We start from the raw sequence: 15,933 nt of genomic DNA, 5'->3' as shown, positions 1-15,933 counted from the left end.
TTAATATAAAAATTATCGGACCATACATTATTTGAAAGAAAATATTTTATAATATAAAGGAGAGGACATTATGTCTAAAGTAATAGGTATTGATTTAGGTACAACAAATTCTTGCGTGGCTGTAATGGAAGGGGGGGAGGCTGTCATAATCCCTAATGCAGAGGGTGGTCGCACAACTCCATCCATAATTGCATTTTCTAAAACAGGTGAACGTTTAATAGGTGAGCCTGCAAAACATCAGATAGTTACCAATCATGAGCGTACAATAAGCTCCATAAAGCGTGAAATGGGTAGCGACTACAGGGCTAATATTGATGGTAAGAAGTATTCACCACAAGAACTTTCTGCAATGATACTTCAAAAACTTAAAACTGATGCAGAAAGCTATCTTGGCGAAACTGTAAGTGATGCTGTAATTACAGTACCTGCATATTTCACAGATGCACAAAGGCAAGCAACTAAAGATGCAGGTAAAATTGCTGGCTTAAATGTACAACGAATCATTAACGAGCCAACAGCTGCTGCAGTTGCTTATGGTGTAGATAAAGAAACACCTCAAAAAGTCATTGTGTACGATTTTGGAGGAGGCACATTTGATGTGTCTATTCTTGATATCAATAATGGAGTTATTGAAGTACTTGCTACTGCAGGAAATAATCGTTTAGGCGGTGATGATTTTGATAGCTGCGTGGTTGATTATCTTGCAGATGAATTTAAAAAGGAAAACCATTTTAATATTAAGAAAGACCCTACTGCTATGCAACGTGTAAAGGAAGCGGCAGAAATAGCAAAAGTTGAACTGAGCGGTATGACATCAACTGAGGTAAATCTTCCATTTATTACTTCAAATAAGTCAGGCCCAGTACATATGAATATTACATTAACAAGGGCAAAATTTGATGAACTTACAATGAAACTTGTGGAGGCCACAATGGATCCGATGCATCAAGCAATGCGTGATTCTGGGCTCAGTATATCAGAAATCAGCAAGGTTTTACTTGTGGGAGGGTCTAGTCGTATTCCAGCAGTACAAGCAAGTGTTAAAAAGTTTATAGGCAAAGAACCGTTTAAAGGTATTAATCCTGATGAATGTGTTGCTATGGGTGCTGCATTTCAAGGTGGGGTCCTTGTAGGTGTTGTAAAAGGCTTATTACTTTTGGATGTAACACCACTTTCTCTAGGCATCGAAACTATGGGAGGAGTTTTTTCGAGAATTATTGATCGTAACACAACGCTTCCAATAAAAAGGAGCCAAGTTTTCACTACTAGCGGTAATTTTCAAACATCTGTTGAAATTCATGTTTTGCAGGGTGAACGTGAAATGGCATCTCATAATAAAACATTAGGTAAATTTAAACTAAAAGGTATTCGCCGTGCATTAAGAGGCGTTCCACAAATTGAGGTATCATTTAGTATTGATGCAAATGGTATTGTAAATGTATCTGCGAAAGATTTGGGAACTGGCAAAGAACAAAACATTAATATTACTGCTACTTCAAACCTTAGTCAGTCTGAAATTGATCAAGCTATTCTTGATGCAAAGCAGTTTTCTAGCGAGGATGCAAAAAATAAAGAAGAAGCCACAATAAAAGATCAGGCGGAACAGTTAATTTATAAGGCATCAGTAGTTATGAAAAAGCTTGATAAAAATGATAGCTTAGTGATAAAAGAATCTGTTAAAAACACCAAGAAAGCATTGAAGAGCAAAGATAAAACTCAAATGGTTGAAGCCGTAAATGAGTTATCCAAAGTGTTAGAAGAAATGGATCAGAAAGGTCCACATGATGATATTTCAGATACCACAAGTAATAATGAAAAATAAAAGTTGTAGGTGAAGTATATAAATAAGGCGGGTGAAGAGTATGTTTGGTTATGTAGTGGTAAATGTGGATAAGTTAACACTTGAAGAGAAAAAAAAATATAGAGCTTTTTATTGCGGATTATGTAAGACTTTAGGAACTAGAAGCGGAATAATAAGCCGTTTCACACTTACTTATGACATGACTTTTCTTGTCTTATTTCTTTCAGCAATTTATAAGACAGATACTCAAATGCAAACTGAGAGATGCATCATTCATCCTTTTAAGTCACACGAATATTACCTAAATGAAATTACGAAGTATGCTGCTGACATGAATGTTGTACTTGCCTATTACAAGTTTCTTGACGATTGGACAGATGATAAAAATATACTCTCACTAAGTGCGGCAAAACTGTTTGAACGTCAATATAAGCGTATTGAAAGGCAATATCCAAATCAATGCAAGGTAATTAGCAAGTGTCTTTGCGAGCTTTACGAATTAGAAAAATCAGGAGAGCTTAACCCAGATGTTCCTGCAAATTGTTTTGGGGAACTAATGGGCGAAATTTTCGTTTTAAGAGAAGATGAATATGCGAATAAATTACGAACATTTGGAACATCGCTAGGTAAGTTTATTTATATAATGGATGGTTGTATGGATTTAAAATCTGATATAAAAAATGAGCGCTATAATCCGATGATTATGTCATCGTCTGAAAATTTTTATGATATTTTAAATCTGCTTATGTCTGACTGCATCGAAAATTATAAAGATTTACCAATTAGCCAAGACAAGGGATTGATTGAAAATATCTTATATTCAGGTGTTTGGACAAAGTATGAAGAAGAAAAAAACAAGACAAAAGGGGTGCACAAATAATGATATCTGATCCTTACGAAGTGCTTGGTGTTTCTTCAACTGATTCGAAGGAAGAAATTACTAAAGCTTATCGCAAACTAGCGAAAAAATACCATCCAGATTTGAATCAAGGAGATGCTGATGCCACAAGAAAAATGAGTGAGATTAACGCTGCTTACGAACAGATAAAAAGAGGGAAAACTACCCAAAATAATAGTGGAGGAGCTTCTAGTAACCAAAGTTCATATGGTAATGGGAATAGTTCTTATGGGGGAGAGAATCCATTTAGAGACTTCAACCCTTTTGAAGGATTTGGTTCTTTTAATGGTGGTCAGAATCAAAGACATGAATATTCCGAATTTGATTCGGTTACTAGTTATTTGAATGCTGGATATTATAATGAGGCACTTAATGTGCTTAACGATATCACAACTAGGAATGCAAATTGGTACTATTACAGTGCAATTGCTAACTCAGGGTTAGGCAATACAATTACAACACTAAATCACGCAAAAACAGCAGTGCAAATGGAGCCAAACAATCTTGAATATCAAAGATTATTAAATCAAATACAAAATGGTGGTCGTGCGTATGAGCAACGAAGCCAGGATTTTGGTATGCCAACAATCAGTTTTAATAGGATATGTTTAGCTATTTGTTTTGCAAAAATGTTCTGTGGGTGCTGATTACAAAGGTATTAAGAAGGAGTGAGTAGAATGGGAAATTTTAAAAATAAGTTAGCACAATTTATGTATGGCAGATATGGTACAGATCAATTGTATACGGCTTCGATTATGGCATATTTTGTTTTGATAGTTGCTAATACTTTTATCAAGTCCACTATTATTAGCTATTTGATGTCGCTTATTCTGATTTTGATTATTTTCAGAGCGTTGTCGCGAAATACTTACAAAAGAAGCAGAGAAAATGAAAAATTTATGAAATTTTTTAAACCTATTAAATCAAAAGGGTCTTTTGAGCTTCGAAGAATTAAAGAAATTAAAACACATCGTTTTCGCAAATGTCCACATTGCAAGAAGATGCTTCGTTTGAAACGATTGAGGGGAAAACATACAGTTAAATGTCCTAGTTGCAATAAGGAATTTGAACTTCGAATTCTAGGATAAGTATAAAATAAGAACCCTTTTTATATTTAGTATAAAAAGGGTTCTTATTTCATAGAATTACATAAATATCATATTACCGATTTTTATGGAACCTGATTTTTTAATGCCATTATTAAAAAATAATGCATTTTTTATTGGATTAGTTCCATTAATTGCTGCAAGTGCAGCTTTAACATCACTTGCAGGTGCAGGTCTTTTAATGTTGCCATTTTGTACACAGGTAAATTGGTAAGAACCGTTATACTTTTGATTAATTACAGCACTAATTGAATTTGGAAATTCACTGCTCTTAACCCTATTCATAACTACTGCTCCCACAGCAACCTGCGCAATATATGACTCTCCGCCTGCTTCTGCAGTTATTAATCTAGCTAGTAAGTTCAAATCGCTTGCTGTGTATTTTTTTGCACTTGGTGCTACAGCCTTTAAACTAGATACAGTTTTTTTTACAGTAGCGCTAGTTGTTACTGAAACCTTGAGAACTTGTCCAGGAAAAATAGAATCATTCCATTTGTTATTAGCTTTCCTTAGAGTAGTTAATGATTCCTTATATGTTTGCGCTATTTTAGATAAAGTATCTCCACTTTTCACAGTATAATTCTTAGTTGTTAAGGTAGCTGCAAATATATTTTGTGATGAAATTATTGAAATACCAATTGTTAATGCTGATGTTAATAAAATTGATTTATGACTTTTAAATTTAATAATTAGTTCCTCCTAATGCCTTCCAGGTTAGTTGACGGGTTAGGGTAGAGGTACCCAACTTTGTGAATTAAGTTTCACCCCAAAATTAAATCCCCGGTACTTCTTTTAGAAGATTCGGCTACTCTGATATAATAGTACAGCTCGTAAAAAATGTCAACTTTAGCTATTTTCTTATGGTATCATTTAATTAAGTGTTTTAAATGAATATTTTTGAGATTTTAAATATTCAATAACTTGTGGTAATGCTTGGGCAGTTGTTGATTTCGTAAAGAAATCATGCATTAAAATAACTACATGGTCTTTTCCCTCAGTATTCTCTTTTAGGTTACTTAGTAATTTAGATACTGGGATATTTTGTCCCTCTGCATCACCAGTTAAATCATTCCAATCAACATAATTGTATCCAGCACTATTAAGTGATTCTCTAAAAGGTTTTAGTTTTCCACCAAATGATCCGCCTGGAAATCTTACTAACTTAGTACTGAAATTACTACCAAGGATTGATTTTAATATAGTATCACATTTGTTAATATCACTTATAAAAGTGTTAGTGTTAGAGTAAATATAATTATAATTATGTGAATATGAATGGTTCCCAATGGAGTGACCAGCTGTTAATTCTTTTTTTACCAAATCAGGATATTTTATTGCCATATTACCCACTATAAAAAAAGTTGCCTTTATATTATATTTATCTAAAGTCTTTAAAATCACAGGAGTATTGTTGTCAGAAGGCCCATCATCAAAAGTAAGATAGGCTACTTTATGTCCATCTGACTTATAAATATGTTTATAAAAATCTGCGGTTGGTGGTTTTAACTTTGGTTTTAAAGTCACTTTTTTTGGTGTTACTACACTTTTTTTTAAGCTGTTTTCTGCATTAGCAGGAAGGACTTTCTTTACTTTACTATTGCTATTAATATAAAATATTAAACATGACAGAACAACTATAACTGATATTATTAAACCAAATCTTCTTCTTTTTATAATTCTTATTCTTCTTTTTTTTCTTTTTTCAATATTTATCACAATTTATCACCAATCATTTCATTATTTAAATTTTAGTAAGCTTTATCTACATAATGCCTTATAAAAAACCATAATACAAGTAAAACTTCCTAAAATGTCATTTTTATGTCATAAACGGAAGTTATCCACATCCGAAAGATTATTTACTAGTAGATTTTTATTTGATTCCAAAATTATATATTGTTTTTGAGGGTCCCTTAAAACATATATATAATTATTAATGAAAAAAACAACCATATGCTTTATAATATAAGTAGATTATATACGATCTAAAGAAAGGAAGAACCTCATGCTAGAAGGAATATATGGAAGTGCAATTGCATTAATAGATATAGATCAGGAGTGGATAGATTTTGAATAATGAATTTGATTATATGGATGAGATAATAAGTGAACATAATGAAAGGATGCAAAACCTAAAAAAGTATTACCCTTTTTTTAAGATTAGGGAGATATCTTTAGACCTATTTAAGGAAGGTAAATACAATTTTATTGATATGGGGTACATAGTAGTAGCAACGTTAAGATTATTTATAGAAGAAAATAATTTTAATGATATAGGGGTTTCTTTTGAAAAGTTTTATAGGTTTACTACAGAAATTTTAAAACGAGATTATAATTTGTACCTGGATGAAAAAGAGAATAGTTTACTTGTAAATTATATTTTCGAAAAAATTATAAATGATGGAAAACCTTTTTCGTATAATTATTTTGACCCTGCTCAAAAAAAGCAGATGTCATCTAGGATCAAATTAATTGAATCCAAAATATCAGACAATACAATACGGTATTATATAACATCTGAGGCTATTGAGTTTTACCTTGATACAAAGGAGATAAAGGATGAGAGCAAAATAAGTATTCAACAGATACTGCTCTCTAAAATGATTGAGTCTAAGAATTTTAAAGGTGGTATTGAAGTTGTAAAACGTATTAATAATGAAGTTAGTAAACTAATGCAAAGAAAGAATGAGATCTTGAATATTTTGAGTTACAACGTTGCTGATGGAATAAAGGCAACAGATGAACTTTTTATTAATAGTATGAAGTGGTTTGATGAAGAACAAGGTCTATTTGATAAGAATAGGAAACTAATAGAAATTGCTCTTGAGAGGATGGAGGAAAATGAAAGTCACGACACTGAGGATTTCTTAAAAAATAGGGAATATATTTATAATCTAGAAACTGAGATTAAACGAGCTATTTCAAAGCATAGTGCACTTTTAAATTCTTCTACTGACCTTAAGATAAAATCAGATGAAATTATTAGAAAGGTAACATTAAATAAACTTAGAATGTCTTTTGATTTTAAAACCGTTTATCAAAGGACTCTACTTTTGGATAATGTTGGACTTCTAGCTTATCTTATGAATCCGCTTTTAAAGATAAAGTTTAATAAGACTTTTAATTTAAAAAGTACAGATGAGCTTTTAACCTACAGACCCAATAATGAGGAAGATGTTGAAGAGGTTACAACTTATGAAGAAACAGAATATATATCACTTGACGACATAGAGGATGAAAGAATAGCTTCTAATTTCATAATATTTATGAATTTATTAATGAAATTTCTTTTGGATAAAGGTCAATTTTCCTTAAGAGAGTTTAATTTGTATTTAGCAGGTAAGTTTAAAGGAGATATATTAAAAAATGGAGATTATTATTCATTTATACTGCATATTGCGCAAAAAAATTATTATGATTTATCTAAGCTTGACGTCGACGAAAAAACTATCTTTGATAAAATAATAATTAATTTATTAACACCTGAAAATCGTTATGAGTTTATAGGTCTTAAATTTAGACTAATACCAATGCCTGAGGATGTAATAGAAATATCATCTTTCTTTAAAATTACCAATATAAAATTTGAAAGGGTGAAGTGAATTGGATAACTGGAATATGGAGAAAGCCCTTGAACTATTTGCAAAGCTTATTACTGGCGAGAATGTAAGCAACAGCGAAAATACAGACTTATACGAGGAATACAATTCAAACATTGAAATGTATAATATATTTGGTAGCATGATTGAGAAGCTAAATTTAACTTTATATCAATATAAGGGTGCTTTATTTATTACGGCTGGAGAAAAGAATAAGGTGTTTGGTTATACTAATGAGGAATTAAGGAAGATGTTAGGCCTTAAGGTTAATAAAGAATTATATATGTGTTATTTTATTATTTATAATATTATTACACTGTTTTATAAAGATTCTTCAAGTTACACATTTCAAGAATATATAAAAAGTGAGGATGTTCTGCGGAGCGTTGATGGCTCATTTTCAAGTATTATCAGTAAATTGGATGTAATAGTGAAAAACGAACTTGAGGAAAATAGTTTTAATGTTATAGCTCTTTTGTGGGATGAACTCCCTTTAACTCACTCAACTGATTTATCAGTAAATGCTAGAGCATATAAAAGCTCGAAGTTAGGGTATATAAAAATTGTATTTAATTTTCTAAAAGAGCAGAATCTTTTTATTGAGGTAGAGGAACGGTATTATGCCAGTGATAGATTTAAGGCACTTATAGAAAACTATTTTGAAGACTTCAGAGGTAGGCTTTACGCGATAATGTCAGAAGGAGGACTTAATTAATGCCGCAAATAAACAGGATAAGAATAAACAATGTTAAATATAATAATGGCACTCAAACATATGATGATTTTAAAATGGAACTTTCTTGTAGCAATACTTTGTATGACCTTGCAAATGGTGGGGGTAAAAGCCTTTTAATGTTATTGCTCATGCAAAATCTTATACCAAACTGTCATTTAGATGACAAGCAACCTATAGAAAAACTCTTTAGGGGCAAAGATTCTAGTAATGTTATTCATTCACTAATTGAATGGCGATTAGATGATGGAGATAAATCAGGATATAAGTATATGACTACAGGTTTTTGTGCTAGGAAAGGTACGGAAACCTCTGGAAATATTGAAAATAAAAAAGACACAACATCTTTTGATTATTTTAATTACTGTATATTTTATAATACTTATAATGAAAATGATATAAATAATTTGCCACTTCAAGACAATAAAGAAAGAATAACCTATGGTGGATTAAAAAAACAATTAAGGACTCTCCAAAGTGATAATTCTTTTGTTGTGGTTTCGGGTATCTTTGAGGATAGAAAGGGAGAATATCAAAGGTTTATTAGTGAACATGGTTTATACGAAAGCGAATGGGAAATTATTAGGGGAATAAATAAGACTGAGGGTCATGTGAGAGGTTACTTTGAAGAAAATTATAGGACATCAAGAAAGGTCGTCGAGGACTTACTTATAGAAAAGATTATTCAAAAAGCTTTTATGGCTAAAACGAATAAGGTAAATGATGAAGAAGAAATGGCAAAAACTCTTTTGGATATTAAAGATAAAATCATAGAGTTATCTGAAAAGAAAAAAGAAATCTCAAATTACGATAGACAGGCGGGTGTTGTTAACGATTTTATTATTAGGACTAAAACACTTGTTAATGTATATGATGAAAAGGGTAAAATCGAAGATGCTATTGTAAAAACTTACAATACTCTGGGAAACAATATAAAAAGCAAATATGAAGAACTTAATTTAATAGAGGCAGAAACAAATAACATTGATAAAGAAGATAAGGAAACAGAAAAGAACATCCAAACTATAAAGCTACAAATCATGAAAAATCAGTTGAATATAAGACAAGGTGAGCTTGAAAATTCACAAGAAAACTTTAAAAATGTTAAGATTAAAGTTGACAATGTTTATAATGAAATTGATTTTAGACAAGTTAAAAATTATTTCGTAGACTTTCTAGAAAATAAAGGCAAATATTCTGAAATAAAAGAGGTAATTGATAATATATTTAAAGCCAATGAAACTTTAACATCAGATTTAAATATATTAGCATATAATAAAAAAAATAGAGATGAGATTAAACTTAAGCAGTTAAATAATAAGTTAACTGAATCCATAAGTAAAGTTTATGACTTGTCAAGTAAAGTAAAAGAATTTGTTAGGTTAGAAAGGGATATTGATAATAAAATAGCTGTTTCTAAAAGCAACATATTACAATCAAAAGAAAGGCTTAATTCACTAAATCAAAAGGTTAAAGGCCTTAGAAGTAAGCTTAACATTATGATCATAGGGGATATAGATGTTGATATTAAAAAAATTGATCTGGATAGATCACAAACTCTACTAAAAATAAAAGATAATAAATATATATTTGATTCTTCAATGTTAAAAAATAGTAACTACAGAATTGATATTGCTAAAAATGAAGAAAAAATAACTTCAATTCAAGGCAAAATAGTAGAATATAATGATTTAATTAAGAAGTATGACATAGATAAAATTAAGGTCAATAAATTATTAGAAGTTTATGAGGCCCAGGATGTTTTATCTTTAAGTAATAGTCTAGAAATTAAATATAAAGAGTTGCTTAGAACAATACTTGCACAGGAGCAGGAATTACAACAATCATTAGATTATTATACTCAGTTAGATGAGGATAAACCAATGCCAACAACTAAAGAAATATTAAAAGTGAAAAAATATATTAATAGGAACTATAATGAGGACGGAATCCTAGGCATAGAATATCTTCAGGACCTCTCAATAGAGGAAAAAGAAATGCTTTTAAGTAAGATACCTTTTTTACCATACTCTATTATTGTAACTTATAATTTTAATAAGCTTCTTAAGGATGAAAAGTTTAAGGATTGTGATTTTGGTAACTATGTTATTCCAATTATTAGCTTAGAGACTATTAAAGATGATTTTGACTTTAATATTAATGGTCTGGATTTTGTCGTAAAAGATAGGTCGAAATTTATAAATTCAGAGAAAATAAAAGAGGAAAAAGATAAAATAGGGAGAGAGATATCAGAGATAAGAAGTAACCTGGACCTTCTTAAAAGAAATGAAGAAACCTTAAAAACAGATAATACATATATTAAAGAGTTCAAGTTTTCCTATGACAATAAAATCGGTTTGATTAAAGAGGATTGTACTAAATTAAATTCTGAAAAGCTTTTTTTAGAAAATGAAAGGATAGTTTGTAGTAAAGCTATAGATGGACTTGAACTCAAGATGAAAAACATCAATTTAGAAAACATAGATTTAGAAGATAAGATAACTATTCTAGATGGAGATTTAAAGAATATTGAAGAATTAAAGATTAATTTAGATAACTTGGATTTGGAAGAAAATAAATTCCGGAAATTTGTAGAAAGTTTAAATTCTTTAAACTTGAAGCATATGGAAATAAAAAAACAAATGATAACGGAAGAAAGTAAGCAAAAAAATGAACTTGAGATAAATAGTCACTTAAAGGTAGAAATAGATGAAGTAAATGATGAATGGACTAAAATGTATAAAACATATTACATAAACGATAAATATGAAGAATTAAATATAACTGATGATGAAATAGATGCGAAATTTAGAGGAAGTAAAAAAGCATTAGAAGAAAAAAATTCAGATATAAAAGACAAAGATCAACTTCTACAAAATTATCAAAGCAATATGGATAAAGATAGGAGTGAAATTGATAATAGAGAATATTCTATAGATAAGCTTTATGAACTTAAAAATAGAAATGAGATTTCAGTAACAAAGCAGGAAGAATTAAAAGGATTAAAAGAAGAACATAAAATATTAAAAGAAAAGCAAGAAATGGTTAATAAAGATGTTCAAAAGTATACATTAGAGAGAAGTAATATTTGTGGGAAAATTGAACTATTAGAAGATAGTTTTTCAAAGAATTTTGGTGAATATGTAGCTATTGAAATTGAAGTCTTTAAATTTCAACAATTTGAAGAGGACAATACTCACAAAAGAGAAAAACTTGCTTTGAAAAAAGCAGAACTTTTAACATTGCAAATTAAGATTAATAAAGTTATTGAGAAATTAAAAGATATTATAGTTAATATTGAAGTAGTTCTAAGATCTAGTAATATTTCTAAAGATAAAACAAATGACATGTTAGAGGACACTCAAGACATAAAAAGTTATTACGAAAGTTTAGAAAAGGACTTTGATAAAGTTTGCATTAAAGAAAAAAGCAGTGGAGCAAATTTTGAAAGTAATAAAGAAAAAAACATAAAAACTCTTAAAGAAATGGGAGCTTTTGATTTAGCCGAAGAATTTTTGAAAAGCATTAATGTTCCTGTTTTAACTACGGAGTGCAGGGTGCTTATAGAAAATTTAGAAAGTATTAAAGAACTTATATATCTTCAAAAGGGAAAAATAGAAAATGATACTAAAGATATGGAGCAAATAAAAGATAATTTTCAAAATCAATGTCTCCAACGTTGCAGAGATGTGAAAACAGAGCTTGATAGATTACCACGGTTATCAAGATTAAATTTAAATAATGAGATAATACAAATGGTTAGTCTTCAGCTACCCTATGTTAAGGAAGAACAGCAAAAGTTCCATATGTCTTTGTATATAGAAGAGATAATAAGAAATGTTGATAATATGGGTGATAATTTAGATAAAATAAAATATATTAAGAATCAATTAGCTCTTAAAAGGCTTTTTTCTGTTATTGTAACAGACATGAATAAAATAGCTTTAAAGCTTTACAAAAGAGAGCAGATATCAGAGCAAAGTAAAATATTAGAATATGAGCAGGCAGTTGGTAGTACAGGTCAGTCACAAGGAATATATATTCAATTCTTAATATCCATCATTAATTATATTAAAAATATAAATTCCTTTAATGCTGATAATAATAAATTAAGAAAAACTATATTTATAGATAATCCATTTGGAGCAGCCAAAGACATATACATTTGGGAACCTATATTTGAGTTTTTAAAAACAAATAATGTGCAGCTCATTGTGCCAGCACGTGGTGCTACGCCTGCTATCTCTGGAAGGTTTGATGTGAATTATATACTTGGTCAAAAACTTATTGGCAATAAGCAGCAGACGGTAGTAATGGAGGTAAGAAGTCAGGTCTGCGTGGAGCAGGTTGAATTTAAAAAAATAGAACATGAGCAGATGGGATTTGAATTATTTTAACAAATAAAAATAATATAGAATCATAAACCATTAAAGGACAGTTAGAGAGAGCCAAATAGGCTCTTTTTTTATTGTATAAATGCTACGAAATACATATATTTCTAAAAAAGGTTTATAAATTTACTTCTAAAAAACAAGAAAGTAGTATATAATAGTATTACGAACATATGTTCTGTTGTTTTGAAATAAAGATTAAAGAAAGGAAGAGGTTTATGAGTAGATTAATATTTCATATAGATGCTAATAGCGCTTATTTATCATGGGAAGCTGCTTATAGACTTCAGCGAGGTGGGTCATTAGATCTAAGATTGGTTCCTTCAGTAATAGGCGGAGATGAAGAAAGCAGGCACGGTATTGTTTTAACAAAATCAATTCCAGCTAAAAAATTCGATATTCACACGGGAGAGACTTTATATAGTGCTAGGGCGAAGTGTCCTAGTATTATAATAGTACCACCAAGATATTGGCTTTATATGAAGTGTAGTGCAGCTATGCATCAAATATTTGAGCAGTATACTCCAAAAATTCAACGGTTTAGTATAGATGAAAGTTTTCTTGATTTTTCTAACATGGAACATTTGTATCCAGATTACATGAAGCTCGCTGAAACTATAAAAGAGAGGGTAAGTAAAGAGCTTGGGTTTACAGTAAATATAGGTATATCAAATAATAAACTGCTCGCAAAAGTAGCCTCAGATTTCAAGAAACCAAATAGAATACACACTTTATTTCCCCGGGAAATTAAAAGTAAAATGTGGCCATTACCAGTTGAAGATCTATTTATGGTGGGTAGAGCAACGACACCTAAATTGCATGATTTAAACATTAATACTATTGGAGAATTAGCAAATTATGATTTGAAAATCTTAAAGAATAAATTCAAGAGTCATGGCTTAGTTATTTGGAATTATGCTAATGGCAATGAATTTTCCGAGGTTAGAAGGAGCAATTACATTGAAATGAAGGGAATAGGCAATTCTACTACTACTCCATATGATATTTATGATAAAGAAACAGCTCATATAGTATTGTTATCATTATGTGAAACAGTATCTATGCGTTTAAGAGATTCGAAGAACTGTTGCACTGTAGTAAGTATAAGTGTTAGAGGAAGTGATATGATATCTTATTCTCGTCAGAAAAAATTGGCGGTAGCAACTGATTCTACTCGTAAAATACATGAAACAGTTTGTTGTTTATTTGACAATATTTGGAGAGGGGATCCAATAAGACATTTGGGAGTACATATAACAGACTTTTGTGGTAATGATTTTTATCAGTGTTCTTTACTTGATACTTTTAATTATGAGAAAGATAGCAATCTTAATAAAACAATTGATGAAATCAGGCTAAAATATGGTTCTAAAGCTATTAGTAGATCTTGTTTTCTTCATTCAGGGTTAAATAGTATGTGTGGTGGAATGGCAGATGGGGAGGAAGAATACCCACTAATGAGCGCAATGCTTTAAGGAGGCTAGTAAATAAATGAAGGTTTTAGCATTACCTATAGAAATGGTTTCTTATACAGATAACAAAGGAAACATAAAACCAGTAAGGTTTAGAATGCAAATAGGTGATGAGCCTATGCAAGTTATAAAAATAGATAAAGTTATAGTAAAGGATACGCAGAGATTTGCAGGTAACATTATGACTGTTTATAAATGCCAAAGTTTGATTGATAATTCTATAAAGTTATTTGAGATTAAATATGAGCTTGCTACTTGTAGATGGATATTATATAAAATTTGAAGTGAAAAATCATGTAATCAAAGTGTCTTATAAAAAGACACGGCAAAGAATGATGAAGATAAAAACAGTAGTTAATTCTACTGATTTTTATCTTCATCATTCCTTCTAGTAAAAAATTTTAAAAATAACTAAGAATATATATCTGAAAATTCAATTTTAATTTTCTCTATAGGATCATTTATATTATAATTTTTATTTCTGTGAGACATCTGAGATTCTATGAGCTTAATAGGCAATTTGATATTAAATTCACTTCCAACACCCATTTCACTTTTAACACTTATTTCTCCCCCATGCATTTCTACCAATGATTTTACTAATGATAATCCTATTCCATTGCCTTCCACAGTCCCCCTAAGAGAATCATCAACCTGGATATATGTGTTGAAAATTTTGTTTAACATGTTCTGTGGTATTCCAATTCCTGTATCTTTTATTTTTATAAGTATATAGTTTTCATTATTATAAATATTTACATTTATTATACCTTTAGCTTCAGTAAATTTAATTGCATTTGATAATAGGTTCAGCATTATTCTTTCAAATTTAGATGAATCAAAAGAGGTTATTTTTTCTTCTATATCCGTATCAAACACTATAGTTATTTTCTTCGCTTTTGCATAAGTAACTACAGATAGGGTGATGTCTTCAATAGTTTTTACAATATTTCCATTTGCCAATTCTAATTTAAAAAAACCAAGTTCAATCTTATTCATATCTATAAGATTGTTAATAAGCCTTATCAATCTATAACAATTTTGCTTCATTACTTTTGAATATTTAGAAAACATTTCATAATCAGGAACTACGGACTTAGTATCATATTTACTTTCTAGTAGTTGCAATGCACTAAAGATAATATTAAGTGGTGTTTTTAATTCATGCGACATAGAAGAAAACATTTCTGATTGATCCATATTGCATTTTCTAGATGCTTCTAATAATCTGTTTTGATCTAGAATATCACTTTTCATTTTTTTTGCATCTAATTTTAGATTTAATTTCTCATAGCCCATTTGTGAAATTGAATTGGCAATAATAAATACAGTTTCTACAGCTAATTTCAATTTTTGTTCTTCTATAACATTAATTTCTCTAAGTGCCTCTAAAAATCCATCTTCACTAGTAGTTAATTCTTTTATTGTATTTTTAAAATCTGAAGTTGATGGTTTGTTTATTAAAAATTGTCCGCCTAATATAGTTCCTATATGATCTCCATTTACTAAAATTGGAGCCGCAAAATCTATCAAACCAGCATGACACGCGCAGATGTATGGTTTAGCTGATTTTGCAGCACCTTCTCCACATTTTCGATGAGACTCTGAACATTTATTATTCCCCAATACTGAATTTTGAATAAAATTTGTGCAAAAATTTGTATATCTACTAGGTTTTGTAACAGGATTACCATCTATATCTACAATAACACTTGCAATATCCATATTTTTTGAAAAGTTATCTTGAAGCTTCTGGAGTAATTCAACATCTAAAATATCTGTGATTTCTAGTCGTGATTTATTTATCATTTTCCCCCTCCTAAAACTTTTCGTATATTTTATAATCATATAATTATTTTTTGTTTAGTAGAATTTTCATTATTTCCTATATATTATAACATAATTGTTAATAAAATAACAAAATTGTAAATTA

At 29.8% G+C, this 15,933-nt stretch carries 12 protein-coding genes and 1 riboswitch; of the genes, 9 read left to right on the top strand and 3 right to left on the bottom strand.

Going from position 1 to position 15,933, the window contains the following annotated elements:
• Positions 1–70: 70 nt before the first annotated feature.
• Genes dnaK through LL038_RS08920 form a run of 4 tightly spaced genes read left to right on the top strand, consistent with a single transcriptional unit; the run spans position 71 to position 3,787 of the window.
• Positions 71–1,822 carry a molecular chaperone DnaK gene (gene dnaK, locus LL038_RS08935; RefSeq protein WP_071612445.1) on the top strand — a complete coding sequence of 584 codons (1,752 nt, stop codon included), beginning with the start codon at positions 71–73 and terminating at the stop codon, positions 1,820–1,822.
• A 40-nt stretch (positions 1,823–1,862) separates the two neighbouring features.
• Complete coding sequence (locus LL038_RS08930; protein WP_216123602.1) at positions 1,863–2,681, top strand: DUF5685 family protein; 819 nt, start codon at positions 1,863–1,865, stop codon at positions 2,679–2,681.
• A complete protein-coding gene (locus tag LL038_RS08925) occupies positions 2,681–3,346 on the top strand; it encodes a DnaJ domain-containing protein (RefSeq protein ID WP_290443128.1) in 666 nt (221 codons plus the stop codon). Before LL038_RS08930 ends, LL038_RS08925 begins: the two co-directional genes overlap by 1 nt.
• A gap of 30 nt (positions 3,347–3,376) precedes the next feature.
• The gene (locus LL038_RS08920; protein ID WP_216123603.1) at positions 3,377–3,787 is read left to right on the top strand and encodes a BRcat domain-containing protein; all 411 of its coding nucleotides are present in this window, start codon (positions 3,377–3,379) and stop codon (positions 3,785–3,787) included.
• 57 nt (positions 3,788–3,844) lie between these two features.
• Here LL038_RS08920 and LL038_RS08915 read toward each other — a convergent pair whose 3' ends face one another.
• Both LL038_RS08915 and LL038_RS08910 read right to left on the bottom strand, forming a co-directional pair.
• Positions 3,845–4,378, bottom strand: coding sequence for a cell wall hydrolase (locus LL038_RS08915; RefSeq protein ID WP_216123605.1), 534 nt, complete (start codon positions 4,376–4,378; stop codon positions 3,845–3,847).
• 116 nt (positions 4,379–4,494) lie between these two features.
• A riboswitch (cyclic di-AMP (ydaO/yuaA leader) is annotated at positions 4,495–4,622 on the bottom strand.
• Between the two features lie 53 nt (positions 4,623–4,675).
• Positions 4,676–5,521 (bottom strand): polysaccharide deacetylase family protein, encoded by an 846-nt coding sequence (locus LL038_RS08910; RefSeq protein WP_268056033.1) that lies wholly within the window; start codon positions 5,519–5,521, stop codon positions 4,676–4,678.
• A 353-nt stretch (positions 5,522–5,874) separates the two neighbouring features.
• Between LL038_RS08910 and LL038_RS08905 the strand changes: the two genes are divergently transcribed.
• From LL038_RS08905 to LL038_RS08885, 5 genes are all read left to right on the top strand, one after another.
• Entirely contained in the window at positions 5,875–7,407 is a 1,533-nt protein-coding gene (locus tag LL038_RS08905) for a hypothetical protein (RefSeq protein ID WP_216123607.1), read from the top strand.
• A gap of 1 nt (position 7,408) precedes the next feature.
• Positions 7,409–8,119, top strand: coding sequence for a DUF6063 family protein (locus LL038_RS08900; protein WP_253199881.1), 711 nt, complete (start codon positions 7,409–7,411; stop codon positions 8,117–8,119).
• Complete coding sequence (locus LL038_RS08895; RefSeq protein ID WP_216123609.1) at positions 8,119–12,534, top strand: hypothetical protein; 4,416 nt, start codon at positions 8,119–8,121, stop codon at positions 12,532–12,534. The genes LL038_RS08900 and LL038_RS08895 overlap by 1 nt, the downstream gene beginning before the upstream one ends.
• Before the next feature lie 212 nt (positions 12,535–12,746).
• Positions 12,747–14,003, top strand: coding sequence for a DNA polymerase Y family protein (locus LL038_RS08890; protein ID WP_216123611.1), 1,257 nt, complete (start codon positions 12,747–12,749; stop codon positions 14,001–14,003).
• Positions 14,004–14,019: 16 nt separating this feature from the next.
• Positions 14,020–14,283 carry a hypothetical protein gene (locus LL038_RS08885; protein ID WP_216123613.1) on the top strand — a complete coding sequence of 88 codons (264 nt, stop codon included), beginning with the start codon at positions 14,020–14,022 and terminating at the stop codon, positions 14,281–14,283.
• Between the two features lie 128 nt (positions 14,284–14,411).
• Here the strand turns inward: LL038_RS08885 and LL038_RS08880 are convergent, their stop codons facing one another.
• Positions 14,412–15,809, bottom strand: coding sequence for a PocR ligand-binding domain-containing protein (locus LL038_RS08880; RefSeq protein ID WP_216123615.1), 1,398 nt, complete (start codon positions 15,807–15,809; stop codon positions 14,412–14,414).
• Positions 15,810–15,933 lie beyond the last annotated feature (124 nt).

This window comes from Clostridium estertheticum (genome assembly GCF_026650985.1).
Taxonomy (GTDB): Bacteria; Bacillota; Clostridia; order Clostridiales; family Clostridiaceae; genus Clostridium_AD; species Clostridium_AD estertheticum_C.
Note: the sequence above shows the minus strand (reverse complement) of the source record. Positions and strands in the feature narration are given on the sequence as shown.

Coding starts and splice junctions, on each gene's coding strand:
- dnaK (WP_071612445.1), top strand. CDS start 71: ATGTCTAAAGTAATAGGTATTGATTTAGGTACAACAAATTCTTGCGTG.
- LL038_RS08930 (WP_216123602.1), top strand. CDS start 1,863: ATGTTTGGTTATGTAGTGGTAAATGTGGATAAGTTAACACTTGAAGAG.
- LL038_RS08925 (WP_290443128.1), top strand. CDS start 2,681: ATGATATCTGATCCTTACGAAGTGCTTGGTGTTTCTTCAACTGATTCG.
- LL038_RS08920 (WP_216123603.1), top strand. CDS start 3,377: ATGGGAAATTTTAAAAATAAGTTAGCACAATTTATGTATGGCAGATAT.
- LL038_RS08895 (WP_216123609.1), top strand. CDS start 8,119: ATGCCGCAAATAAACAGGATAAGAATAAACAATGTTAAATATAATAAT.
- LL038_RS08890 (WP_216123611.1), top strand. CDS start 12,747: ATGAGTAGATTAATATTTCATATAGATGCTAATAGCGCTTATTTATCA.
- LL038_RS08885 (WP_216123613.1), top strand. CDS start 14,020: ATGAAGGTTTTAGCATTACCTATAGAAATGGTTTCTTATACAGATAAC.
- LL038_RS08880 (WP_216123615.1), bottom strand. CDS start 15,809: ATGATAAATAAATCACGACTAGAAATCACAGATATTTTAGATGTTGAA.